The 24,200-nt window shown below is 70.4% G+C and carries 18 protein-coding genes; 10 read left to right on the forward strand and 8 right to left on the reverse strand.

The window, feature by feature from the left end:
* Nucleotides 1-262 precede the first annotated feature (262 nt).
* Nucleotides 263-1,354: a LacI family DNA-binding transcriptional regulator gene (locus LE548_RS00100; protein WP_374115999.1), complete on the reverse strand. Its 1,092-nt coding sequence runs from the start codon at nt 1,352-1,354 to the stop codon at nt 263-265.
* A 303-nt stretch (nt 1,355-1,657) separates the two neighbouring features.
* Here LE548_RS00100 and LE548_RS00105 point away from each other — a divergent pair, with 303 nt between their 5' ends.
* Nucleotides 1,658-2,716: a glycoside hydrolase family 5 protein gene (locus LE548_RS00105; protein WP_225094491.1), complete on the forward strand. Its 1,059-nt coding sequence runs from the start codon at nt 1,658-1,660 to the stop codon at nt 2,714-2,716.
* A 22-nt stretch (nt 2,717-2,738) separates the two neighbouring features.
* Entirely contained in the window at nt 2,739-2,864 is a 126-nt protein-coding gene (locus tag LE548_RS45275) for a hypothetical protein (protein ID WP_263635549.1), read from the forward strand.
* Between the two features lie 363 nt (nt 2,865-3,227).
* Here LE548_RS45275 and LE548_RS00110 read toward each other — a convergent pair whose 3' ends face one another.
* Nucleotides 3,228-4,607 carry an MFS transporter gene (locus LE548_RS00110; RefSeq protein ID WP_225094492.1) on the reverse strand — a complete coding sequence of 460 codons (1,380 nt, stop codon included), beginning with the start codon at nt 4,605-4,607 and terminating at the stop codon, nt 3,228-3,230.
* Nucleotides 4,608-5,696: 1,089 nt separating this feature from the next.
* The gene (locus tag LE548_RS00115) at nt 5,697-6,974 is read right to left on the reverse strand and encodes a permease (RefSeq protein WP_225094493.1); all 1,278 of its coding nucleotides are present in this window, start codon (nt 6,972-6,974) and stop codon (nt 5,697-5,699) included.
* 439 nt (nt 6,975-7,413) lie between these two features.
* Here LE548_RS00115 and LE548_RS00120 point away from each other — a divergent pair, with 439 nt between their 5' ends.
* Both LE548_RS00120 and LE548_RS00125 read left to right on the forward strand, forming a co-directional pair.
* Nucleotides 7,414-8,634: a metallophosphoesterase gene (locus LE548_RS00120; RefSeq protein ID WP_225094494.1), complete on the forward strand. Its 1,221-nt coding sequence runs from the start codon at nt 7,414-7,416 to the stop codon at nt 8,632-8,634.
* 526 nt (nt 8,635-9,160) lie between these two features.
* A complete protein-coding gene (locus tag LE548_RS00125) occupies nt 9,161-9,523 on the forward strand; it encodes a DUF1304 domain-containing protein (RefSeq protein WP_225094495.1) in 363 nt (120 codons plus the stop codon).
* A 493-nt stretch (nt 9,524-10,016) separates the two neighbouring features.
* On the opposite strand, the gene LE548_RS00130 is transcribed toward LE548_RS00125, so the two are convergent.
* Nucleotides 10,017-10,187, reverse strand: a complete 171-nt coding sequence (locus tag LE548_RS00130) for a hypothetical protein (RefSeq protein WP_225094496.1) — start codon at nt 10,185-10,187, stop codon at nt 10,017-10,019.
* Between the two features lie 371 nt (nt 10,188-10,558).
* Between LE548_RS00130 and LE548_RS00135 the strand changes: the two genes are divergently transcribed.
* The 6 genes from LE548_RS00135 to LE548_RS00160 all read left to right on the forward strand — a co-directional run bounded on the left by LE548_RS00135 (nt 10,559) and on the right by LE548_RS00160 (nt 21,358).
* Nucleotides 10,559-12,616 (forward strand): alpha-L-fucosidase, encoded by a 2,058-nt coding sequence (locus tag LE548_RS00135; RefSeq protein WP_225094497.1) that lies wholly within the window; start codon nt 10,559-10,561, stop codon nt 12,614-12,616.
* Nucleotides 12,617-12,735: 119 nt separating this feature from the next.
* Nucleotides 12,736-14,175 carry a hypothetical protein gene (locus LE548_RS00140; protein WP_225094498.1) on the forward strand — a complete coding sequence of 480 codons (1,440 nt, stop codon included), beginning with the start codon at nt 12,736-12,738 and terminating at the stop codon, nt 14,173-14,175.
* Nucleotides 14,087-15,559, forward strand: a complete 1,473-nt coding sequence (locus LE548_RS00145) for an RICIN domain-containing protein (RefSeq protein WP_374116009.1) — start codon at nt 14,087-14,089, stop codon at nt 15,557-15,559. The genes LE548_RS00140 and LE548_RS00145 overlap by 89 nt, the downstream gene beginning before the upstream one ends.
* 905 nt (nt 15,560-16,464) lie before the next feature.
* Nucleotides 16,465-17,085 (forward strand): hypothetical protein, encoded by a 621-nt coding sequence (locus tag LE548_RS00150; RefSeq protein ID WP_225094499.1) that lies wholly within the window; start codon nt 16,465-16,467, stop codon nt 17,083-17,085.
* Nucleotides 17,082-19,217 carry a bifunctional serine/threonine-protein kinase/ABC transporter substrate-binding protein gene (locus LE548_RS00155; protein ID WP_225094500.1) on the forward strand — a complete coding sequence of 712 codons (2,136 nt, stop codon included), beginning with the start codon at nt 17,082-17,084 and terminating at the stop codon, nt 19,215-19,217. The genes LE548_RS00150 and LE548_RS00155 overlap by 4 nt, the downstream gene beginning before the upstream one ends.
* A gap of 2 nt (nt 19,218-19,219) precedes the next feature.
* On the forward strand, nt 19,220-21,358 hold the full coding sequence (locus tag LE548_RS00160) for a bifunctional serine/threonine-protein kinase/ABC transporter substrate-binding protein (RefSeq protein WP_225094501.1): 2,139 nt from the start codon (nt 19,220-19,222) through the stop codon (nt 21,356-21,358).
* 115 nt (nt 21,359-21,473) lie between these two features.
* Here the strand turns inward: LE548_RS00160 and LE548_RS00165 are convergent, their stop codons facing one another.
* The 4 genes from LE548_RS00165 to LE548_RS00180 all read right to left on the reverse strand — a co-directional run bounded on the left by LE548_RS00165 (nt 21,474) and on the right by LE548_RS00180 (nt 24,149).
* Nucleotides 21,474-22,652 (reverse strand): MAB_1171c family putative transporter, encoded by a 1,179-nt coding sequence (locus LE548_RS00165; RefSeq protein WP_225094502.1) that lies wholly within the window; start codon nt 22,650-22,652, stop codon nt 21,474-21,476.
* Nucleotides 22,645-23,181, reverse strand: coding sequence for a ParH-like protein (locus tag LE548_RS00170; protein WP_225094503.1), 537 nt, complete (start codon nt 23,179-23,181; stop codon nt 22,645-22,647). The genes LE548_RS00165 and LE548_RS00170 overlap by 8 nt, the downstream gene beginning before the upstream one ends.
* Nucleotides 23,182-23,230: 49 nt before the next feature.
* On the reverse strand, nt 23,231-23,689 hold the full coding sequence (locus tag LE548_RS00175; protein WP_225094504.1) for an XRE family transcriptional regulator: 459 nt from the start codon (nt 23,687-23,689) through the stop codon (nt 23,231-23,233).
* Between the two features lie 121 nt (nt 23,690-23,810).
* Nucleotides 23,811-24,149 (reverse strand): hypothetical protein, encoded by a 339-nt coding sequence (locus tag LE548_RS00180; protein ID WP_225094505.1) that lies wholly within the window; start codon nt 24,147-24,149, stop codon nt 23,811-23,813.
* Nucleotides 24,150-24,200 lie beyond the last annotated feature (51 nt).

A 24,200-nucleotide genomic window follows, 5' to 3' on the forward strand; every position in this document is an offset into this window, starting at 1 on the left:
CGAGCGGCGTACTCGTCAGCGCGGTGCCGGTGACGAACGCCTTGAACGTCTGGCCTCCGCTGACGGCGAAGCCGAGGCCGGCGGCGAGGGAGAGCAGACAGGCTCCCAGGGCACGGCGCAGGGTGCCGCCCTGGATCCGTGCGAACTCGGTCTCGTATCCGGCGAGGAAGATCGGCGCCGCACTCGCGGAGATGCCGCCGCTGCGACGGTACGTGCGGCGGTAGCGGACCGCGCCGGCACGGATGCCCCCGCCGGCGCCCGGTCAGCCGCGAGGCGGGGCGGTGCTGTGCCTGATCACCAGCCGGACCGGGACGAGGTCGGTGCCGGGCCGGGAGTCGTCACGGGTGCGGATCTGGCGCAGGGCTCCCTGGACGCAGCGGCGTCCCACCTCCGCGAAGTCCTGGTGGACCGTGGTGAGGGGCGGGATGAAGAAGGCGGCGTCGGGGGTGTCGTCGAAGCCGACGACGCTGATGTCGGAGGGGACGGACAGGCCGCGTTCGTGGAAGGCGCGCAGCAGCCCGAGGGCCATCTGGTCGTTGGAGGCGAACACGGCGGTGCAGCCGGGTTCCTGGGCGAGGGCGAGTCCTGCCGCGTGGCCGGACTCGGCCGACCAGTCGCCGTGCAGGGGCGCGGGGACCGGGCGTCCTGCCTCCTGAAGGACCGCGCGCCAGGCCTCGGTGCGGCGTTGCCCGGCGTAGGAGGTCTCGGGGCCGGACACATGCCATACGGTCCGGTGACCCAGGTCGAGCAGGTGCCTGACGGCCTGGCGGGCGCCGTCGGCCTGGTCGGTGTCGACCACGCTGTAGCGGTCGCCGGCATCCGAGTCGACGACGACCACGTGGACGCCCGGGGGCAGTTGCACGGTGCCGGTGTCGAGCAGGTGGCTCTCCATGATGACGATGACGGCGTCGACGGCCAGCTCGCCCATGCGGGTGAAAGCGCCCAGCACGTTGTCCTGCGTGGGGATGTCGATGGGGATCAGCGTGATGGCGTATCCCTCGGCCGCGGCGTGGGTGGCGATCGCCTCGACGGTACGGCTGTTGCCCGTGGTGGACAGGTTGAAAAGGATCACGCCGATGGTGTTGAACTGGCCGTACCGCAGGGCGCGCGCGGCACTGTTGGGCCGGTAGCCCAGCTGTCGCATGGCGGCGAGCACCTGTTCGCGGGTGGAGTCGATCACCCCGGCGTGGCCGTTGGCGACCCGGGAGACCGTCTGCGACGAGACGCCCGCCAGCTTGGCCACGTCCGCCATGGAGACACGCTGTCTGCGGCGCCCGCCGGGCACGCCGGAGCCGCCTCGCCACACACCGCCCGCCGGCGGCGGGACCCGCTGCTCCGCCTCGTTCGGGTTCATCGCGCCACCACTCCCACCTGATCCACGCACCCGGATGTTACGCGTGGGAAAACCTTGACGACCGCTGGAGCGGGTGCCACGATTCCGACGCCTTCGTGTTTACGTAAACATTCTGCCTGCGACCGGTACGGACGGAGATCCCGTCCCGGTTCTGGCGCACCAGGATGTTTACGTGACCATCATGCCGTGCCGCAGCCGGCCCGAGGAGCCTCCGGGGAGGTCCCGGTGCGCCTGGCCCGGCATCCCTGCGACCTGTCCCGCGCGCCCGTCCCCGAGCCGCACTCTCCCGAAAGGGCACGTCCGATGCGCAAGTCCCCCGCCAGAGCCCGTTTCGCGCCCCGCCTGCGCGCCGCCTTCGTCGCGGTCGCGATCGCCGCGGTCAGCGGTACGACGCTCGCCGGCAGTCCCGCCTCCGCCGCCGTGCCGGGCACCGGAACGACCCAGTTCAAGGGCGTCAACTGGGCCGACCCCCGCGACAACTACGCCGACGACTACCTGCACCTGTCCGGTCTGTCGCTCTCCGACGACTACGCGCAGACCTACGCGAAGTCGAGCCGGATCATCGAGGCCTTCCGTGCGAACCTCGGCGCCAACACGGTGCGGCTGCCCGTCAACCCGTACACGGTCAACGGCGCCTACTGGAAGTCGTACCGAGCCGTCATCGACGCGGCGACGGCCCGCGGCTTCAAGGTGATCCTCTCCTACTGGGAGGGCACGGGCGCCCAGAAGGACGGGTTCATCGACGACCCCAGCACCTTCTGGCCCATGTGGGACACGGTGGTGAAGACCTACACGGGCAATCGGCTCGTCTATTTCGAGCCGATGAACGAGCCGCACGGATACACCGACAGCCAGTGGGCCGACATCGCCGCGAAGTGGCTGGCGACCTACCCCTCGGTCCCGCGCGACCGTGTCTTCGTCAGCGGCGCGGGCTACAACGACCACGTCACCTCGGTGTGCGCCGACCCGCGTCTGAAGGGCACCTACCTGTCGCTGCACCACTACGGGTTCTGGAAGAGCTACGCGACCTACGACCAGTGGGTGGCCGACCTCAAGGAACGCCTCGGCGACTGCGCGAACCGGACGGTCGCCGACGAGTTCGGCGCCCCGATGACCACGGGCCTCGACTACGACAAGCCGGCTCCCGACAACAACTCGGTCAACTTCATCCAGGCCGACACCGACACCTTCCGCAAACTCGGGATGGGGTCGGTCTACTGGCCCGGCCTGCGCACCGACGACACCTACTCGATCCAGACCCTGACCGGCACCACGGCCCGCCCCTGGCTCGCCACCACCAACCAGTCCGGTGCCGACCGGCTCGCCTGGGGCTGGGGCCGGGGCAGGCCCGTCGGCCACTGAACAAGCCTCGTACGCGAAGGACTTGGCGGAGCGTCTGATCGTCCGCAGCCGGTCCCTGGCCGCCCTCGCGGGTACCGGGGGCCGGCTTCCCGCGTACCTCCTGCTGACCGGTGGCGCGACCCCGCAGACCACCACCGCCGAAGGCTAGCCGGATACGGCGAGGTGTCAGGCGTCCGACAGCAGGTGCAGGCACAGGACGAGTTGGAGTTCCAGGGCCTGCTCCGGGATGTCCCAGTCCGGGCCGAGCAGGGCCTGTGAGGTCCTGGGCCGTGGCGCCGCCGCGCCGCGCCTCGACGGCCATGGCTCCGAATTCCTCGGCGGGCGGCGCCCGATGCGAGGAGTTCGGCGAGGCGACGCAGGTGAGGGGCGGCGGACGGGGGTTTCGGTGACACGGCGAGCCATCGTCGGGAGTGGGCGAGGCGACGGGACCGAGTCAGGGCGCGGGGCGGGGCCGGGTCTCCTGACGGAAGGAGACCAGGCCCCTCCCGTCAGGAGACCGGGGCCTCGCGGGTCAGGCGGAGGCGGCCCGCTGCTGGTCCGTGGCGGGCCGTGGGGCGGGGCCGTCCGGCTCGATGGCCGCGAGGTCGCTGCCGCGGGTTTCCCGGGCGGCGAGGACGGCGATCACGGTGATCAGGGCAGCAAGGCCGACGTACACCGAGATCGGGGTGGCGGTGCCGTAGGAGCCGAGCAGGGCGGTGGCGATCAGCGGGGCCGGGGCACCGGCCGCCACCGAGGACAGCTGGGCGCCGATGGAGGCGCCGGTGTACCGCATCCGGGTGGCGAACAGCTCGGAGAAGAACGCCGCCTGCGGGGCGTACATGGCGCTGTGAAAGACCAGGCCGACGGTGACGGCGAGTACGAGCGCGGGGAAGGAGCGGGTGTCGAGCAGGCCGAAGAACGCCCAGGACCACAGGCCCACGCCGACGGCGCCCACCAGGTACACCGGCTTGCGGCCGACCCGGTCGGAGAGGGCGCCGAACAGCGGGATCAGGCAGAACTGCACGGCGGAGCCGATCAGTACGGCGTTCAGTGACGTCTGTTTGCCGAGCTTGAGGTGCTCCACGCAGTAGGTGAGGACGAAGGCGGTGATCACGTAGTAGGAGATGTTCTCGGCCATCCGGGCGCCCATCGCGACCAGGACGTCGCGCCAGTGGCTTCGCAGCACCGCGACGAACGGCGGCTGCTCGGCCCGTTGTTCGGCCTTGCGCTGCTCGGCCTTGGCCAGTGCCTCCTTGAACAGCGGGGACTCGTCGACGGACAGTCGGATCCACAGGCCGATCATGACGAGTACGGCCGAGAGCAGGAACGGCACGCGCCAGCCCCAGGAGTTGAACGCGTCGTCGCTCAGCAGGCTGGTCATCAGGGAGAGGACGCCGACGGCGAGCAGGTTGCCGGCCGGTGCGCCGCCCTGTGGCCAGGAGGCCCAGAACCCGCGCCTTCGCGGATCGCCGTGTTCGGACACGAGCAGGACGGCGCCGCCCCACTCGCCGCCTAGGGCGAAGCCCTGGATCAGGCGGAGGGTGGTGAGCAGCAGGGGTGCCGCGGCGCCGATGGAGTCGTAGCCGGGGACGCAGCCGATCAGAGCGGTGGAGCCGCCCATCATCAGCAGGCTGATCACCAGCAGTTTCTTACGGCCGAGACGGTCGCCGAAGTGCCCGAAGACCACAGCGCCGATCGGTCGGGCCGCGAAGCCGATGGCGTAGGTGAGGAAGGAGAGCAGGGTGCCGGTCAGCGGGTCCGACTCGGGGAAGAACACCCGGCCGAAGACCAGGGCGGCCGCCGAGCCGTAGAGGAAGTAGTCGTACCACTCGATGGTGGTGCCGATGAGGCTGGCGGCGACGATGCGGTGGAGCTTGGACGGGGCTGGTGGAGCGCTTGCGGGCGACGACATCGGCACCACTTCCTGGCGTTCGACGGGGACGTTTGCGTGTCGCCACACCGTAGGAACGCACAGGTCAGAGGCGTATGTGGTGGGACACCATAGTTCTGGGCGTCGGAGTGCGTGTGGCCACCATGGAGGCGCTGCCAGGTCCCCGGCGACGGCCGCAATGGGGCCGCGAAGGGCGCAGTCCGAGTTGCGTTGTTCGGGCATGATTCGGGGGCGCCGTGCTGACTCCCGTGCTGGTTTGGTGCTGACTACGCAGCGTAGAACTCCGACATGAGCCGCAGATCGGGCGTCGCAGTGCTGGGAGTGACACGCCGACCCGCATCACAACACTCGCCACGGCGGGGCAGCCGCGTCTGCAAAACCCGCGCACCTACACTGCGGCCCGGGTGCGCGCCCCGCAGTCAACCCGGCCTGCGTCAGGCCTCCTCGACGACTGCCTCGAACTCAAGAGGCAAGTTGAGCTCCGCATGCATCGTGAAGACGGTACCCATCAGAGACCTCAAACGCTCCGGAGCGTCAGGCATCACGTGCGCGTAGGTCTGATGGGTGATCCTCGGCTGGAGGCATACCGGGCGATGGGCGCCGAGGCCCGCCGGGGGTCCCTGCTCTCCTCGTACGCAACCGCCGACCCCCTCGCGGCCGTCACCGACCAGAGCGCTCTCGTGCACCAGTGGCTCGGCACCAACGACTGGGGCGACAACGGCACTGCGGACCAGTCGGTCTCCCAGCAGCCCACCGACACGTGGCGCGGCAGCGCCAACGGCCGCACCTGTACGCCATCGACGGCCTGCTCCACGCCTATTCCGGCGGGGCGCCACCGAGCTTCACCGACATCACGACCGACCCACCGGGCCGAACATGCGCGCGGTGGCATGGCAGTTCATGCTCGGACAGGCGGGTGCGGGAGGCGCACCGTGCGGGGAATGAGTCTCACAGCTTGCGGCTGACAATCCTGCAGGGCGGGACCGATCCGGGCTCTTCTCGTCGACGTTCGACATGGTTGGCACCTTCGAATGCAGAGAGAAGAGCCCCGACTGGATGGCTGTCCGCAGCGCCAGGTCCGGGTCACCATCGTTGGGACTGCGCCGATCATCAGTTGTGGTCGGGATGCCCGTGATGGTCGCCGTGGGCTTCGTGCCCGTGGTGGTCCATTCCTGAGTGGTCCATCGTGCCGTGCTCGACCTGGTGCGTCCCGATCCCGGCGTGCGCACTGTGGTCGTGGGTGTGGTGGGCCATGTCGTCGGGGCCGCCGCCCATCATCTTCAGCATGGGCCCGCCGCCGGTGCGCAGGAACCGGACGACCAGCGCAGCCGCCAGGATCAGGAACGCGATGTTCAGCCAGGTGGTGTAGTTCCAGGTGATCCCGGCTTCCATCACCTTTGCGGTGCGCTGCGACGGGACCAGCCCCAGTGGCTTGAAGACCAGCTCGACGACGTAGCCGGCGCCGACCATCGCCAGGTAGAAGAAGCCGAAGATGCGCAGTGCCATCGCGGTGCCGTAGTAGCGGCGGTAGATCAGCAGGATCGGGATGATGAGCAGGTCGGCGAAGATGAATGAGGCCACGCCGCCGAAGGAGATACCGCCGTTCCACAGCACCGCGGCCAACGGAACGTTCCCGATGGAGCAGACGAACGACACGATCGCGATAACGAGTCCGACGATCGGTCCCCAGACGGCGGAGGCAACCGGGTGACCGGTGAGGAAGAAGTGCCGCCAGAACGAGTCCGGCACCCACGCAGCCACGGCGCCGGCGATCAGTAGCCCGATGATGATGTCGCGCAGGATCGCGGCCCATTCCATGACGAAGATGTGCGACACGGCGGTGAATCCGCGCGCGGATGTCAGCCGCTTGAACAGCGAGCCGTCGGCGGGGACGGACATGTCCATCGCCGCGTGGCCCTCTATCGAACCGGCCAGCCCCTGCTCGGCTTGCTCCTTGGCCGCGTTCAGGATCCGGCCCTTGATGAAGCGGCGGAACAGCAGTGCCACGATGAGGATCATCACCGGCCCGCCGAAGAACTCGGCGAGGGTGAACTGCCAGCCCATCAGCAGCGCCAGGATCACCCCGAGTTCGATCACCAGGTTGGTGGAGGCGATCTCGAAGGCCATCGCCGAGGTGAAGTTCGCGCCCTTGCGGAACAGCGAGCGGGCCAGCGCCACCGCGGCGTAGGAGCAGGACGACGATGCCGCGCCCAGTAGCGAGGCGACGCCGAGGGTCTTGGGCGAGTCGTCCGGCAGCAGCCGTCGGATCGTCTCCTTGGACACCAGGGCCTGCACGATCGCGGACAGCAGGAAGCCCAGGATCAGGGCCCAGGTGATCTCCCAGGTCATCGACCCGGCGGTTCTCAGCATGTGCAGCAACGCGTTCATCGGTTCACCCGATCCCTTCGCTCGGTGGTCATCAGTTCGGCTCAACATACCCCCTGGGGGTATGTATCCCAATGGGGGATCCAGACGGCAGCAGGAGGCAACGATGTCCTGCTGCTCGACGAATGGCACACCCCCATCTACGACGAGTTCATCCCCAAGGCCGACGTCGACTCCGCCCTCGACGGCTTCAACGACTTCCACCCTCTCGGCCGCACCGGCACCCCGACGACACCGAATGTGAGACAGGGCCGCTCGTTTGACAGACCCGGCAGGAGCGCCCTGTTCGCGGCTTATGCCAAGGGAGTCGTCTGCGGCGGAGTCTTGCCACCCCGCGGAGAACCCTTCGTCCCAAGGGCCGTGCCCATGACCGCCGGTCCGGCCGGCCCGAGGGCGACCGGATACAGTGCGCGAGACGGCAGCCCGGTCAGGGAGGGGAAACGTGACCGACACCAGCAACACCCGGCCCGCGGAAAGTGAGGTGCAGGCGCCGCAGCAGAGCCGACTGCACCGCCTGATGCGCTACATCCCCCTGATCGCCCCCGTCCTGCTGTGGGCCGTGCCCTGCTGGGTGCTCCTGCACAGCGGCCAGCACTGGCCGCTGCCCGTCACGCTGGCCGGCACCGCCCTGTTCGCCCTTGGCCTCATCGGTATGCCGCTCGCGATGGTGCGCGGCCACGGCCGGCGTCAGCAGGACCGGGCGGCGATCGTCGGTGACACCCTGCTGGGCACCAGCTGGGTCCTGTTCACCTGGTCCGTTCTGCTCGGCGTCCTGTTGCGGCTCGCCCTGACCATGGCCGGCGTCGGCGACAGCCAGGACCGGGCCCGAATCGTCACGTGGGCCGTCCTCGGCGTAACCGCCGTACTGCTCGGCTGGGGGTACGCCGAGGCCCGCCGCGTACCGCGCGTGCACCGACTCGACGTGCAACTTCCGCGACTGGGTGCCGGGTTGGACGGCACCCGCGTCGTCCTCATCACCGACACCCACTACGGCCCACTCGATCGCGCCCGCTGGTCGGCACGGGTGTGCGAGACGGTGAACACCCTGGAAGCCGACCTGGTCTGCCACACCGGCGACATTGCGGACGGCACGGCCGAACGCCGCCGCGCCCAGGCCGCCCCACTCGGTACCGTGCGGGCCACCCGGGCCCGTGTATACGTCACCGGCAACCACGAGTACTACAGCGAAGCCCAGGGCTGGGTCGACCTGATGGACGAGCTGGGCTGGGAGCCGCTGCGCAACCGCCATCTGCTGCTCGAACGCGGAGGCGACACCCTCGTGGTCGCCGGCGTGGACGACGTCACCGCCGAGTCCTCCGGCCTGGCAGGCCACCGCGCCCACCTCGCCGGAGCCTTGAACGGTGCCGACCCCGACCTGCCCGTCCTGCTCCTGGCACACCAGCCCAAGTTCGTCGACCGGGCCGCAGCCGCCGGCATCGACCTCCAGCTCTCCGGCCACACCCACGGCGGCCAGATCTGGCCCTTCCACCACCTGGTCCGCATCGACCAGCCCGCCCTCGCCGGCCTCAGCCACCACGGCGCCCGCACCCTCCTCTACACCAGCCGCGGCACCGGCTTCTGGGGCCCGCCGTTCCGCGTCTTCGCCCCCAGCGAGATCACCCTGCTCGTGCTCCGCTCCCCGCACCCGCCCACCTCGTCGTAGACGGGGCGGGCCACACATCCGTCTCGCCGACGACATCGGCACCACTTCCTGGCGTTCGACAGGGACGTTTGCGTGTCGCCACACGGTAGGAACGCACAGGTCAGAGGCGTATGTGGTGGGACGCCATAGTTCTGGGGGTCGGGAGTGCGTGCGGCCACCATGGAGGCGCTGCCAGGTCCCCGGCGACGGCCGCAATGAGGCCGCGAAAGGACACTGTCCGAGTTGACGCTCTGCGGTCTGCGGTCGCGGGTTCGTGACGTCGCTGCCCCAGGAGGCGCGGGAGCTCCCGGTTCCCATGCCGTCGGCGTTTGAGCAGTACGCGCATGGTCGAAACATGTGCAACTGACCGATTGAGGGAGAAACACCAGGTCGGGCGCCATTACTGACCCTAAAGGCTCTCCAGGCCCACGTACGTGAAATATTGCGGTCCTTTGGCGGACTTCTCGAACCGGCAGTGTGTGACGCAGCTCCCGGGTCGTGGCCTCCCGCGATCGAGGGGAGCGGACCGGTCTGCGATCCTGTTGTCATGTCGATCATCGCGACCGTCGCAGTGCTGACCATAGCCGCCTTGCACGCCTACATCCTGGTTCTGGAGATGTTTCTGTGGACCACCCCGCGGGCTCGGGCCGCCTTCGGGACCAGTGCCGAGTTCGCCTCGCAGACGAAAGTGCTCGCGGCCAACCAGGGGCTGTACAACGGCTTCCTCTCCGCTGGTCTGGTGTGGGGTGCCGTGGCGTCCGACCCCGTGGGATTCCAGGCGAGGGTCTTCTTCCTTGTCTGTGTGGCCGTGGCGGGTGTGTACGGGGCCGTGACCTCCAGCCGGAAGATTCTCTTCGTGCAGACTGTTCCGGCGCTGGTCGGGCTCTTGCTGGTGCTGACGGCCCACTGACCGGGATGGTGCAGAAGCAGCCCACCCGGACCCACGGGTCCGACGTGCCGGCTGGTCCCGTCGCCGTACGACATCTCGAAGGCCGGCTCGCATAGTGCCCTCTTCACACTCCTGGGCCGCGAGAGCCGGGACCAGTCGAACGTGAGGGCGTTGTGGGCGCGGAAGAGGACGAGTTCGCGAAGAGAGCGTCAATGGCCCCTCGGCGCCGGACATGGCGGGCTGCGCGCGGACGGCGAATCGGGCGTCGCCGAACACGACGAACAGCATGGCCAGGAACCAGACCACGCCGACCATGGTCAACAGCGCGGCGTTGTTCACGATCCCCGCGCCAAAGCGGGGGCAAGGTTTGCCTGCGCCACATGACCGGCCCCACATTGGCCCCTTTTCCAAGGTCCGGGAAGTGTGCCCGATCGCCTCTCGCAAGCCCCAGGAGAAGTGTGCGGCTGCGCCCTCGGCGGACCGAACTGCACCCGGTACCAGGAGCCTACCTTGATCACTCCGCCGCCGTGGGCCTGGACCACGGCGGCGGAGTGCCGGCGAACTGGGTGGCGTTGGTGATGGTGACCTGGGCGACCTTGGCCGCCTGAGCGGGAGATCCGGCGATCAGCAGGGCGAGCACACCCATGGAGGCGGCCGGCACATACGTCAGGGCACGTCCGGGCATCAGAGGTCCTTCGAATCCACTCCCACCCTCAACAAGGGTTGGGATTTGGGGGATTGCGTGCGACTCCGTTGAGGACCGTAGACGCCAAGCATGCCGTCGTCAAGGCTCGGAAGACGATGACATCCGATGTTTCTGGAAGATGCACTCTCCAGCGATGCAACAGCATGGCTATTTCAGCCGATTGTGTCCGCCCACTAGACGCGGCACGGATTGATGGCCATTAATACATCCGATGTCATCCCGGCGAGACATGCACCTCCGTGCGGCTCCCCGTATCTCGCCGATGGCAGATGACTCATCCCATCCATTCGGTCCGGATGCTCAGCCGCGTCACCGCCCGGGCTCTCCTGTGGACAGTCAGGAGTCTCGTCTTGTCGTATTCCCTCAGCCGCCGAAGAATGCTCACCGGCGTGGCCGCCCTGACGGTCGCCGCCGCTGTCGGGCCCGCCCTGGCCGCTCCCGCCCGCGCCGCCGCCTCCACCGGGCCTCAGCCGTTGCCGCTGCCTCCGCTGCGCATCCCGCAGACGGACATGGGTGTGGAGCAGCAGCCGGACGCCAAGATCCAGTGGATGCGGGACGCCAAGCTGGGCATGTTCATCCACTGGGGCGTCTACTCCGGCCCGGCCAAGGGCGAGTGGTACATGCACAACGCCCCCGTCACGCCGGAGAACTACAAGAAGTACGTCACCGAAGCCACCGGCGAGCAGTTCACCGCCGACGCCTACAAGCCGGCCGACTGGGCCCAGTTGGCCAAGGACTTCGGCGCCAAGTACGTGACCCTCACCACCCGTCACCACGACGGCTTCGCCCTGTGGCCGCTGAAACACCCCAACAGCTGGAACTCCGGCCAGGCGCCGCTGAGCCGTGACTTCGTCAAGGACTACGTCGCGGCCGTGCGGGCGGCCGGGCTGAAGGTCGGGCTCTACTACTCGCCGATCGACTGGCGCTACCCCGGCTACTACGACGTCCACGGCACCAACTGCGCGGCCAATCCCTGGGGTTACACCACCGACCCCTCCCACAAGGAGAACGCGCGGATCATGAAGACCGAGGTGTACGAGTCCGTCAAGGAACTCGTCACCCAGTACGGCGTCATCGACGACCTGTGGTGGGACGGCGGCTGGCTGGCGGAACAGGGCACGGACGCCGACGCCGCGTTCTTCTGGGAACCCGGCCGGTACCGCGACACCTCCAATGCCTGGCCCGTGGACGCCACCTACGGCGAAACCGACTCCGACGGCAAGCCGCTGGGCCTGATGGGCATGGTCCGCAAGCACCAGCCCGACATCGTCGCCACCTCGCGCTCCGGCTGGATCGGCGACTACGCCAGCGAAGAGGGCGGATCCGTGCCCACCGGCAACATCCGCTCCGGCAAGCTCGCCGAGAAGGTCTTCAGCGTCGGCAGCACCTGGGGCTACAACTCCGACGGCAAGGTGATGAGTTACGGCACCGCCATGGACATCCTGGTCAACTCATGGGTGCGCGACATCACGGTCATGGTCAACGTCGGCCCCGACCGGCACGGCACCGTCTCCGACGCACAGGCGAGTCTGCTGCGCCGGATCGGCACCTTCATGACCACCTACGGCGAGTCCGTGTACAAGACGCGCGGCGGTCCCTGGCAGCCTGTGGACGGCCAGTACGGCTTCACCTACCGGGACCGCACCGTCTACGTCCATCTGCTGCCCGGCCACAGCGGAACCGGCTTCACCACACCGTCGATCGGCGACGCCCAGGTCGAGCGGGTCTTCGACGTGGCGACAGGCCAGTCGCTGCCGTACGCGTCCGGCGCGGACGGCACCGTGACCGTCGAGGGCATCAACCGCACCCGCCACGCCGAGGACAGCGTGATCGGCATCAGGCTGGACCGGAACGTGCGGCAGCGGGACATCGCCCTGCACAGGAGGGCCACGGCCGCCGGCGCCGCCAAGGGTCACCCGGCGGCGAACGCCGTGGACGGCTCCACCGCCACCTACTGGATCGCCGGCGACAGCGGTGCGGGGCAGTGGCTGAAGGTGGACCTGGGCTCGGTGAAGTCACTCACCGGGGCCCGTGTCGCCTGGGAGAAGGACAACACCAACTACCAGTACAAGATCGAGGGTTCCACGGACAACAGCACGTGGACCACCCTCGCCGACCTCACCACGACCGCCGCCACCGGCCAGGTCCAGGTCTCCGCCTTCAGCTCCACGGCCCGGTACGTGCGGGTGACGGTGACCGGGGTGCCGGCGGGCGTCACGGCGGGCATCCGCAGCCTGGAGGTCTACGACCGGCCCTTCGCCACGGATCTCGGTGTCTTCAAGCTGGTCAACCGCAAGAGTGGCAAGGTCCTCGACGTCAGCGGCGCCTCCACCGCCGACGGCTCCCCTGTCGTCCAGGGGACCGCCACCGGCGAAGCCAACCAGGACTGGCAGCTCGTCGCCCTGTAGCGGCGACTTGGCGACGCGGGCACGGCAGGCAGGCCATGCCCGCGTGCGCCCCTGTCCGGCCGCCGGTTCCGGTCGGCCGGCCCCTCGTCCCGCCGTCGCTCACAAGGAAGTGGTAGCGCATGGCCGTACTCCGAAGAAGCGCGGCGGGCAGCCTCGCCTGCGCCTTCGCGCTGGCCGCGGCTCTCACCGTCGCACCGGCGTGGCAGACCGCCCACGCCGCCACCGCCACGACCGCGTGGGAGTCAGGCAGGTTCACCGTCAACGCGCCGAACCTGGTGCGTCGCTCCAACGTGGTGCTGCGCCGGCCGAACGCCGCGCAGTCACAGTTCATGCCGCTCGGCAACGGCAGGCTCGGCGCCGCCGTCTGGGCCGCCGGCGGTTTCACCGCCCAGCTCAACCGCTCGGACACGTATCCGGACCGCAAGTCGCCGGGATGGGTGACCATCCCGGGACTCGCCAAGCTCACCGGCGCCTCCGACTACCAGGCCCACCTGGACCTGTACAACGGGACGTTCACCGAATCCGGCGGCGGCATGACCGCCACCGTCTACGTCCGCGCGGACAAGGACGAACTGGTCGTCGACGTCACCGGGGCCGATCCCACCACCCCGCAGACGGCCCGGCTCGCCCTGTGGTCCGGGAGGTCACCGCAGGCGGAGGCCGACGGCGTGATCGGCACGCTCGCCGAGACCTGGAAGGACACCGGCCGGCCCGGATCGGGCGGTGGCCCGTTCGGCTCGCTGGGCACGATCACCGCAGGCGGACAGGATGTCACCGCGAGCGTCGTGGACTCCCGCACGGTGCAGGTCTCCTTCACCCCGCACGCCGACGGCAGCTTCCGTATCGTGACGGCCGCACCGCACTGGACCGGCCGGGATGCCCGGCGCACCGCCGCAAGCCTGCTGGCGAAGGACACGGCCAAGACGTCGTCCGGCCTCTTCGCGGCGCACCTGTCGTGGTGGCACTCCTTCTGGAACCGGGTCGGGCTGATCAAGTACTCCTCCGCCGACGGCACCGCCGACTACCTGGAGAGCCTGCGCACACTCGACCTGTACGACGCGGCGGCGCAGAGCCGCGACCTCTATCCCGGTTCCCAGGCCGGCGTCGCGGACCTGTTCTCGGCGTACAAGGACTTCCACCGGTGGGATCCGGGCGCGTACTGGCACTGGAACCTGCGCATGCAGGTCCAGGCGAACCTGTCCGCCGGCGCCTTCGACCTCAATGCACCCTACTTCCGCCTCTACCGGCGCAACCTGGCGAACATCCAAGCATGGACCAAGGCTCACCTGGGCAACCGCACGGGCATCTGCGTCCCCCGAGACCATGCGCTTCAACGGACAGGGCTTCGAGCACGAGACGTGGCTGTCCTCGCCGGGCCTGAACTGCGACTCGGCTTCCAGCCCGTACTACAACGCGCGCACCATATCCACCGGGGCCGAGGTCGGGCTGTGGGTCTGGCAGCAGTACCTCATGACCGGCGACCGGTCCTTCCTGCGCGCCAACTACCCCCTCATGGCCGAGGCGAGCCGGTTCCTGCTCGCGTACTCGACCACGGGTGAGGACGGCCATCTGCACACCGCCCCGTCCAACGCGCATGAGACCCAGTGGGACGTCAAGGACCCCACCACAGACATCTCGGCCATGCGGGCCCTGTACCCGGCGACCGCCAAGGCCGCCCGAGTGCTCGGCAAGGACGCCGGTCTCGCCGGACGGCTGAACACGGCCCTGGCGAAGATCCTCCCACTCCCCCGCACCGACGCGGCGACACAGTCCAAGCTGCTCACCGAGGCCGCCGACGCCGACGGCACGGATGTCATCGCGCCCTCCTACGAGCCGTCGGCCACCAAGCACAACACCGAGAACATCGGGCTGGAACCGGTGTGGCCCTACAACCTGATCGGCGACTCGGGAGACTTGTCCGGCCTGGCCAGGCGGGCGTACACGAGCCGCCCGAACAAGCAGGTCAACGACTGGAGCAACGACCCGATCCAGGCCTCCCGCCTCGGTCTCGGCGACGAGGTCGCCGCCACCTTGACCGGGCTGACCAAGAAATACCAGACGCTGCCCTCGGGCCTGGCGACCTTCGTCGGCAATGAGCCCTACTTCGAGCAGCAGGGTGTGGCGGCCGCCGCACTCGGCGAGGCGCTGGTGCAGGACTACGACGGGCTGCTGCGCATCGCGCCCGCGCTGCCCTCCGGTTGGAACGCCGACGGCACGGTGTTCATCCAGGGCGGCAGCAAGGTCTCGGTCCAGGTCCACGACGGGACGATCGGCACCGTAGGCGTCAACGCGGGGTCCACCGGGACCATCAGGGTCCGCAACCCCTGGCCGGGGAGTCAGGTCGAGGTCGTCGACGGCAAGGACGGGCACACCGTAGTGGTCCGTGCGACCGACGCCGCGCAGATCTCCGTCCCGGCCGTCAAGGGCAGGTCCTACCTCATCCAGCAGCCCTCCGACCCGGTCGGCGCCCGGCCGTTCGCCGCGGTGACCGCGACCCCGGCGGCCGACGCGCGCAGGCTCGGATCCGCGTCGATCGGCCTGGCAGCCATCAAGGTGCCCGCCGACAGCCCCCTCGTCGGTGGAGCCTCCGGACGCTGCCTCGACGATCCGGGCGCCCGTACGATCCCGGGCACCCGGGTCGGCATCTGGGACTGCGACGGTTCGGCGAACCAGAAATGGACGTACACCTCCGCGGGCACCCTCACCACCAAGGGCCTGTGCCTGGACGCGAAGGACGGTTCGACCGCCCCCGGTACCCCGGTGATCCTGGGGACCTGCACCGGCAGCGACGACCAGCGGTGGACCTTCAACTCGGACGGCACCGTCCAGAGCGTCCGGTCGGGCCTGTGCCTGGACGTGTCGGGCGGCGCCACAGCCAACGGCTCCCCCGTCATCCTCTGGACCTGCACGGCCGCCGCCAACCAGCGATGGACGACCGAATGAGAAGCCGTTCGCCGTCCGAGCCCCGACAGGGCCGACACACGTGGTTCCACATGAACCCGGACAAGGTGGCGCACTACCCCTTCGGCATGCAGCTCGCGGCGTGACGCCGCTTGAGCAGGTCGCGGTGCCGGCGCGGGATCGTGTCCGGGCTTGTCAGCAGCAGGAGATGCTGCTGCTTCTCCCCCGGCACGTGGTGGAGCAGGCTGGCGAGGACTGCGCGCGGTCGGTGCCGGTGAACGCGGGCCTGCCGACTTGGCGCGACAAAACCGGTAACTGGTGGCGAGGCCAGAAGCAGCACCACAACCGATCATGATGCAGTCCGTCCTTGCCCAGGTGAAGACAGCGTGCGGCCGACAGCCCGCAGACCCACAGCAGTGACGCTCTCCTCGCCGAAGCGCACCAGGAACCGGCGCTTGAGCACGGGCTGCAGCAGGATGGTGACAAGTACCGGAAAGCCGAAGACCCCCCAGGACCGGCCCCACGGGAACCACTCGCCAGGCAGACAGGCCGCTTCCCGCCACCGCCCGTTCATCGTGCCTCCTGCGCACAACACTCGCGCTCACCTCACACCATTCGACGCGAAGCAAACTGATGTGAATGATTCAGATTGCATATAAGCTCATGTGAACCAGATCCAGATGCTCCGACTCCCGATCAGCGCGAGGGAGCCGGATGGGACGGAATGGAGAACAGTGAGACACGCAGGGGGAAGACGGCAGGGCGGGCGCGCGGGCGCCGCACTGGCCGTCTGCGGGGTGTTGCTCGCGGGATGCTCCGGCGGCCACGGATCCGGCCCGAAGGACGCGAAGCCCACGACGGGCCCGGCCGCGACAAGTACGGCGTCCGTGCAGGCCGGTGCCGGCGGCGGCACCAGTGGGACGCCCTTCCGGACCGACCCCGCACGGATGCCGAAGACACGGTCGGCCGCCCTGGAGTTGCTGAGGGCTGTCACCGCCGGTCCGGAGAGCTTCGGCCCCGGCTATGGGCGGCGCACCCCGTACGAGAGCGACCCGGCCGACTGGCCGGTGCTCGGCACCGACTGCGTATGGCAGCAGCAGGCGCTGCCCAGTGACGTGCTGGGCAGTCTCAGCCGGTACGGCAGACTTCCGGCGACCGGCGGCAAGGGCGAGGTCCACACCGCGGCGACCGTCACCGTGCACCGCACCGCGCAGCAGGCCGGCTGGGAGATCGCCGAGACGCTGGAGGAGGCGCTGCGCTGCCCCGACCAGCAACTGCGGGACACGGAGCGGATCTCCCAGCTGGACTCGGTCGGCTCCGGATACGGCACCAACGACAACCTGTCCGCCGACGACTTCGTGATGGAGCTGGGCAACTACTTCAATCCCGCCCTCTCAGCGGGCGCGCTGTACTACGCGTGGGACCAGGCACGGCTCGGGCCCGTCACCATCGCCGTCGCGGTCGAGGGCGGCAGGGGATACACCCGGAACGACCTGATGACCGTGGCGGCGCAGGCAGTCGCGGACATGGAGACGAAGGTGCGCAACGCACTGGGGGTGAAGAAGTGACCGACCGTTCGCTGCGGCCGTCCGACCCGTCCTTCGTCGGCGGTCACCGGCTGCTTGCCCGGCTCGGCGAGGGCGGCATGGGCGTCGTCTATCTGGGGCGGACGGAGTCGGGGGCCCTTGCCGCCGTCAAGGTGATCCAGGCCGGTTACGGGGACGACGAGGAGTTCCGCGCCCGGTTCAGCCGTGAGGTGCGGGCCGCGCAGGGGGTGGACAGCCCGTGGGTGGTGAAGGTGACCGGAGCCGACCCGGAGGCCGGACAGCCGTGGCTGGCCACCGCGTTCGAGCCGGGCCCCTCCCTCGCCGAAGCGGTCGGCCGGCTCGGTCCGCTGCCGCCGCGGGCGGTACGGGTGCTGGGCAAGCTGCTGGCGCGGGCGCTGACGGCCGTACACGAGACCGGTCTGGTGCACCGGGACGTCAAGCCCGGGAACATCCTGCTGGCCGCCGACGGGCCGCGGCTGATCGACTTCGGTATCGCGCGCTCGCCGCACGACACGGCCCTCACCTCCACCGACCTCGTGATCGGCACGCCCGGCTTCCTCTCCCCCGAGCAGGCGGCCGGCGGCGATTCGCTCTCGCCGGCGAGCGATGTGTTCTCGCTGGGTTGTGTGCTGGCATACGCGGCGACGGGACGCCTGCCGTTCGGCAGCGGGGCGGCCGACGCGCTGCTCTACCGGACCGTGCACGACGAGCCAGACCTGGACGGCGTGGAGCCGGAGCTGGCCGCGGTCCTGCTGCGCTGCCTCGCCAAGGACCCGGACGATCGGCCGACGCCCGCCGAGCTGGACACGGCATTGGTCGAGGACGTCCCGTCCGGCACCGCGAACTGGCTACCGCCGGAAGTGGTCCGGATGGTCGCCGAGCAGTCGGCGCAGATGCTCGCCCTGCCCGAGATCGAGGCCACCCTCGCCGAGCCCGCGGCGGCCACCGGCCGGTCCCGCCGGGGCTTTCTGACGGCCGCGTCCACCGGGGCGGCCGTCCTGGCCGTCGGCGGCGGGGCGGCGGCGTGGGCCGCGCTGCGCGGGACCCACGGCGGCGGCTCGGGCAGACCGGCCGCGCCCGGCTGGGCGATCGGTGTACAGGCCGACCTCAGCGGCCCCGGAAAGGTGGCCGGGCAGGCGCAGCTCCAGGGCGCGCAGCTCGCCGTCGAACAGTTCAACGCGCGCCGTGACAAGCCGTTCACGCTGCAGCTGCGCACGGCCGACGACAGCGGCAGCACCGGCCGCGCGCCCAACGCGGCGCGCCGGCTCGCCGGCGACGACAGCGTGCTGGCGGTGATCGGGTCCAGCACGGACCTGACGACCAAGGCCGCGCTCCCGGTGTATGACGCGGCGTTGCTGCCAGTGCTCACCATGTCCGCCGGGCAGAACCTGTACCAGAACATCCGTTCGTTCGTGCGCGGCCGGCCGCTGCACAACACGGTCGCGATGAAGCTGGTGTTCCTGTGGGCGGCGACGAGCGCGGCATCACCCGTCGGCCTTCTGATGGACCGCAGCGGCGGTGACCTCTCCTGGATGACCATCCAGATGGCCAACTTCGTCATCCGACAGTACGGACGCGCCACCCACCCCCGGGTCGTGCCGCCCGGGACGACCGATCTGCGGCCCGTGCTGGACGAGATGCGCTCGGCCGGCATCCAGGCCTTCGTCTACGCGGGCCCGCGAGACGGCGCGATCCGTGCGGCCCGCGGCCTGGCCGGCTTCACCGGGCCCAAGTACGCGATGGAACCCGCCCTCGACGCCCGGTTCGCCGCCGAACCGGCCGCGGACGGCTGGACGGTGCTGGCCAGCGCCATCGGCCCCGGAGCGGCCTCCGTCCGCGATTTCGCACAGGCGTTCCGCGCCCGTAGCGGCCACGCGCCCGGCTTCTGGGCGGCCGAGGGCTACGACGCGGCGAACCTGCTGATCAGCCGGCTAACGGCGAGCGGAGGCAGACGGCCGGCCCGCAGGGATCTCATCGCCCCGCTCCAAGCAGCCAAGTACCACGGCATCACCCGGACCTTCGCCTTCGACTCCAAGACCGTCGGTACGCCCATGCTTGCCACGCCCGCCAGCTTCGTCCACCAGGTGCGTGACGGTGCCTTCGACTATCTGGGCCCAGCCCCGGACATAGCCCTCCCGCTGAAGGGCAAGTGACGGTGCGTCCGCTTCTCACCACCGACCCGGAGGCCATCGGCCCGTACCGGCTGCTCGCCCGGATCGGAACCGGCGGCATGGGCGTGGTCTACCTCGCCCGCTCCGAAGGCGGCACCCTGGCCGCCGTCAAGGTGATCCGGGCGGAACACGCCGCCGACCCCTCCTTCCGGGCCCGCTTCCGGCGCGAGGCACGGGCGGCGGCGCGGGTCGACGCCCGCTGGACCACTCCGGTGCTGGCCGCCGACCCGGAAGCCCCCGAGCCGTGGCTCGCCACGGCGTTCGTGCCCGGCCCCTCCCTCGCCGAGATCATCGCCGGGCACGGCCCACTGCCGCCGGGCACCGTACGGGCACTGGGCGCCCGGCTGGTCGAAGCACTCACCGCGGTACACGCGGCCGGGCTCGTGCACCGCGACATCAAACCCGGCAACGTCCTGCTCGCCCTCGACGGACCACGCCTGATCGACTTCGGCATCGCCCGCACGGGCGGCGCGACCGCCCTGACCGCGACCGACGTCGTGATCGGCACACCCGGCTATCTGTCCCCCGAGCAGGCACGGGCCCGCGGCGGCGAGCCGGGCCCGCCGAGCGATGTGTTCTCACTGGGCTGCCTGCTCGCCTACGCGGCGGCGGGCCGCCCGCCGTACGGCACGGGCATGGCGGCATCGGTGATCTTCCGCACCATCCACGAGGCCCCGGACCTCACCGGCGTCCCGGACGACCCGCTGCGCACGCTCATCGCCCGCTGCCTGGCGAAGTCCCCGGCCGCCCGCCCCACACTGCCCGAACTCCGGGTGGCGCTGGGCCACTTCGGCACCGACGACTGGCTGCCACCCGGCCTGCCCGCGCTCATCGCCGAACGCTCCGCCCAAGTCCTGGACCTGCCCGAGCCACAGCGCACCGAGCCGCCGACACTCGTGGACGCGCCGCCCACGCCGACCAGACGCCGCTTCCTGCTGCTGGGCACCTCGGCCGGCGCCGCCCTGGCGGCGGGCGGGGCCACGGCGGCCTGGTACGCCACCACCCGCTCCACCCCGCACGCCCCTGCTGTCCCCACCCGGGCGATCGCCGTCCACGCCGACCTGACCGGCCCCGGCAAGGCACTGGGCACGGCGATAGAGCAGGCCGTCCGGCTCGCCGTGTCCGACCACAACGCGCACGAGGACCGCGGCTTCGACCTCGCGCTGCAGGTGCACGACGACCACGGGGAGGCTGCTCGGTCGCAGGCGGTGGCACGGCAGCTCACCGCCGACGGCCGGGTGTGCGCGGTCATCGGCCCCTCCTCGGACACCACCGCGCTCGCCACCCGGGACATCTACACCAAGGCGTCGTTGCCGATGGTGACCGCCTGGGCCGGCTCCGACGACCTGTACGCCACCGTGTCGTCCACCCACCCGGCCGTGTTCCAGCTCCGGCCGGCCGACTACGCGATGCCCACTCCCCTGTTCCGCTACCTGACCGGGATCCGCCCGGTCAGCCGCTGGGCCCTGATCCAGGACGACGCGGCCCGCGACTTCAGCTGGCTGATCGCCAAACCCCTGACGGAGAATGCCCCGGCCCATGGCACGGTCACCACCCACACCGTCCCCGCCGACAGTGACGACTTCGCCCCGGCCGCTGCCGCCGCCATCGCCGCCCGCGCCCAGGCCGTCGTCTACTGCGGCAACTCGCCCCAGCGGGCCGCCGCCTTCGCCCGGGCGCTGCGGACGGCCGGGTTCACGGGTACGGCCGCGGCGGCCCAGCCGGTGCTCGACCCGTCCTTCCTCGCCGCCGCAGGAGCGGCGGCCGAGGGATGGGTGTTCTCGTCCACCTGGGTGGACCCGGCGCGCCTGGCGCCGGCCGCAACGTTCGTACGGGACTTCACCCAGCGGTACGGAGTGAGGAGCATCCCGCCCGGCGCGGCCGAGGCCTATGACGCCCTCGGCATGGTCGCCCACATCCTCACCCAGTCCGGGACAGGCCCGGTGGACCCGGGCTCCCTGATCCACCCGCTGAGGTCCCTGTCGTACCGGGGCATCACCCGCACGTTCGCCTTCGACGCCTCGACCGGTGCAGTGCAGTTGAACCCAGGCCTTTTCCTGTGGCAAGTACGGCAGGGAAGGCCGGACTTCCTCGGGCAATACCAGCAGGTCAAAGCAGCGTGACGCGCCGATCTCGGTACTTCCGCGACCAGGCGGGCGGCCCCGGGGCAGGTCCCGCAGGCGCTGCGGGGGATGCCACCGTCCGGTGGCATCTGCCGCGCCCTCCGAGGCCTCGGCCTCATCTTCTGGGTGAAGTGGCGGGTGGGGATGCCAGGATGTCCAGCCTGGTGTGGCGGAACGCTCGGGCGACTTGGGCCAGCCACGCGGCCTCCGCCTCCACCGTGCCCGGTACCGGGCTGGGGCCGGGATCGACCTCGGGGGCGGGGGTGCGGCGGCGACCGTGTCGGTGGTTCTCCAGTGCGGCGGCAAGCGCCTCGGCCTCACGTTCCGCGTCGGTGTGGACCATGGTTGCGGGGGCGGCCGGGCCGGCGTAGGGGCGTAGTGCGAGCTGGCCGTCACGGATCTCGATGATGCGCCGGTAGAGGGCGAACTCGGCCTGCCACAGCGGGAGTCTGCCGCCCGGCTCAGCCAGGGGCAGGGCGATCTCCGGCAACGCCTCGTGCAGGGCGACCCACAGTGGCTCCAGGTTCCGGTAGCTGCGGTACGCGCGCAGCCAGCGCAGCGGTGCGGCCAGCCGGCTGCTCCACAGCGTCACGGTCGCCGCGGCGACGGCCAGGGCCACGCAGATCATGCCGAGGGCGTTGGAGAGCGTGTCCTCGCCTCCGTCCTGGGTGCCCCGTGTCAGGACGGCGACGATGTCGTCGAGGGACCAGAGTGTCCACAGGGTCCCGGCGGCGACCGCGGCGAGCGCCAGGCGAAGTCCGATCCGCAGCAGACCCCGCCCCGCCGAGCGCAGGTGGCGGACGAGGACTCGGCCGAGCACGGTCAGGCACCAGAAGGCATAGCCGGTGAACAGCGCGTCGTAGCCCGCCATCAGCAGCCGCCCGGCGGTGTCGTGCAGTACGGCGGCGCCGCCGCTCCAGGCGGGACGGGCCGCAGGCAGGAGGGCGGCGGAGGTGAGCTGGACGGCCCACGCGGCGAATCGGTGACGCCGCATCCGGTGCCGGCCCGGGTCGTCGGGCTCCGAGGACAGGGCGAGGGCGAACAGCATCAGAAAGCTCAGCGACGCCGTCTTCAGCGCGTCGCCGGCCAGGACGGCCGCCGTCTGCGGTACCAGGTGGGCGAGTCGGGTCAGGTTCGCCGGGGCGAGGAGGACCAGCGAGGCCCCCATGCAGAACGCGAACCCGCACAGGTACCCGTGCACCGGGTCGGCTCCGGTCTGCCGGGCCGTCATGATGCGGCGTGCACCGAAGCCGAGGAGGAGTGCGGCGGCGAGGAGGGCGGTCGCCTCAACCACGGGCCACCCACCGGTGCGGGGCGGTGAGCAGCGTGGCCAGCCGGGAGCCGTCCGGCACTTCTGAGGCCGCCGTGCGGCTGTCCTCCCGGGCGGCCCGGCAGCGGATGAGGGAGGCGACGAGTTCCGCCTCTCGCTCCTGGGGTTCGGTGTACACGGTTCTGCCCAGGACCCGTTCGACCAGCGAGGGCGGGAGGTTGGGCAGCAGGACGCGCGCGGCGGCGGAGAGCGGGGGCGGCGCATCGTGGTGGCCGCAGATGAGGTGGGCCGCTTCGTGCAGCAGGATGTGCTGCTGGTGCAGTGCGGTGGTGTCGGCCGCGTAGACGATGCAGTCAGCGCGGTCGGTGGTCACCAGCAGGCCGCACGGTGTGTCGGTCCGCCCGGCCACGGGCACCAGGTCGATGGGCCTGCCCCGTTCGGCGGCGAGCGCGGCGATGAAGCCGAACGCGTCGAACGGCCGCGGCAGCGACAGGGCCTGGACCCTGCGCCGGTGCTGCTGCGTCAGCGCTCCGCGGCGCCGGTCGGTCCACACCTGCGATACCTCTTCCGCTTCCCCTGCGCGCGTGGTGGGTCGGTGCGCGTCAACTCTGCTTACCGTGCCCGGCGGTCCCCTGCTCCCTGCGTGCGAGGACGTCGATGATGTCGCTGATGGTGCTCACACCCTCCGGGGAGAGGTTCACCGCACGCAGGGCGACACTGCGCACCCCGGCGTCACGCAGCGCCCCGAGCAGCTCCAGCTCCCTGGAGATGGCCGCGCCCTGGTCGTCGTCGAAGAAGTATGCGACGGGTACCTGGAAGAAGCCCGCGAGCGCTTCCAGATGACGCTTGGTCGGATTGTCCCGTCGGCCGGTGCGCAGCTGCCACAGATAGGTCGCGGAGAAGGACTCACCGCTGGCCTCACGGCAGGCCCGCGCGACCTCCTCGTGGCTGTACGGCTCATGGTCGGGCCGACGTACGACCCTGAAGAGCGCGTCGATCTTCTCGGCCAGCGTCGATCCCCGCTGGTCCTGTTCCGCCGCGGACTCACGCTGACTGGCCATCCGACGTGTCCCCCTTCCTCTGCTCGCTCATTCATCCTAGCTGAGGCATTCATCCTGGCTGAGACGGAAGATGCGCCTCAGACCCTCCACTCGTGACCGGCGCGGCCTCCGCAGGCCGGGGTCAGCCGAACAGCACCAGATACGTGATCTCGCAGGCGGTCAGATAGATCGCCGCTCCGGTGAGCAGCAGGTACCACGGCGACAGCCGCTGACGCACGGCCCAGATGCCGCCCAGCAGTGCGACGAGCGCCGCCGCCACGAGCCCGAGCCATGGCAGCGCCAAGAGGATCAGCCACACCCCTGCATCGCAGACCGGCGCGGAGCCGCCGGGGCCGCTGGTGCCGCAGCTGTCCCCCGCGAAGAGCATCCCGAACGAGAAGAGCAGGTCGGCGAGGACGCCGACCGCCGCGAACACCGCCAGGACCACGATGAACCCGGCGGGCAGCCGGGGCGGTCGCACGGGGCCGTATCCCGGCAGCTGCCGATGCCCATATGAATGGAATGAGTCCAT

The organism is Streptomyces sp. CoH27, from assembly GCF_020181035.1.
GTDB lineage: Bacteria > Actinomycetota > Actinomycetes > Streptomycetales > Streptomycetaceae > Streptomyces > Streptomyces camelliae.

Coding starts and splice junctions, on each gene's coding strand:
- LE548_RS00115 (WP_225094493.1), bottom strand. CDS start 6,974: ATGAACGCGTTGCTGCACATGCTGAGAACCGCCGGGTCGATGACCTGG.
- LE548_RS00140 (WP_225094498.1), top strand. CDS start 12,736: ATGGCCGTACTCCGAAGAAGCGCGGCGGGCAGCCTCGCCTGCGCCTTC.
- LE548_RS00150 (WP_225094499.1), top strand. CDS start 16,465: ATGCCGAAGACACGGTCGGCCGCCCTGGAGTTGCTGAGGGCTGTCACC.
- LE548_RS00175 (WP_225094504.1), bottom strand. CDS start 23,689: ATGGCCAGTCAGCGTGAGTCCGCGGCGGAACAGGACCAGCGGGGATCG.
- LE548_RS00130 (WP_225094496.1), bottom strand. CDS start 10,187: ATGCCCGGACGTGCCCTGACGTATGTGCCGGCCGCCTCCATGGGTGTG.
- LE548_RS00105 (WP_225094491.1), top strand. CDS start 1,658: ATGCGCAAGTCCCCCGCCAGAGCCCGTTTCGCGCCCCGCCTGCGCGCC.
- LE548_RS00125 (WP_225094495.1), top strand. CDS start 9,161: ATGTCGATCATCGCGACCGTCGCAGTGCTGACCATAGCCGCCTTGCAC.
- LE548_RS00110 (WP_225094492.1), bottom strand. CDS start 4,607: ATGTCGTCGCCCGCAAGCGCTCCACCAGCCCCGTCCAAGCTCCACCGC.
- LE548_RS00145 (WP_374116009.1), top strand. CDS start 14,087: ATGACCGGCGACCGGTCCTTCCTGCGCGCCAACTACCCCCTCATGGCC.
- LE548_RS00100 (WP_374115999.1), bottom strand. CDS start 1,354: ATGAACCCGAACGAGGCGGAGCAGCGGGTCCCGCCGCCGGCGGGCGGT.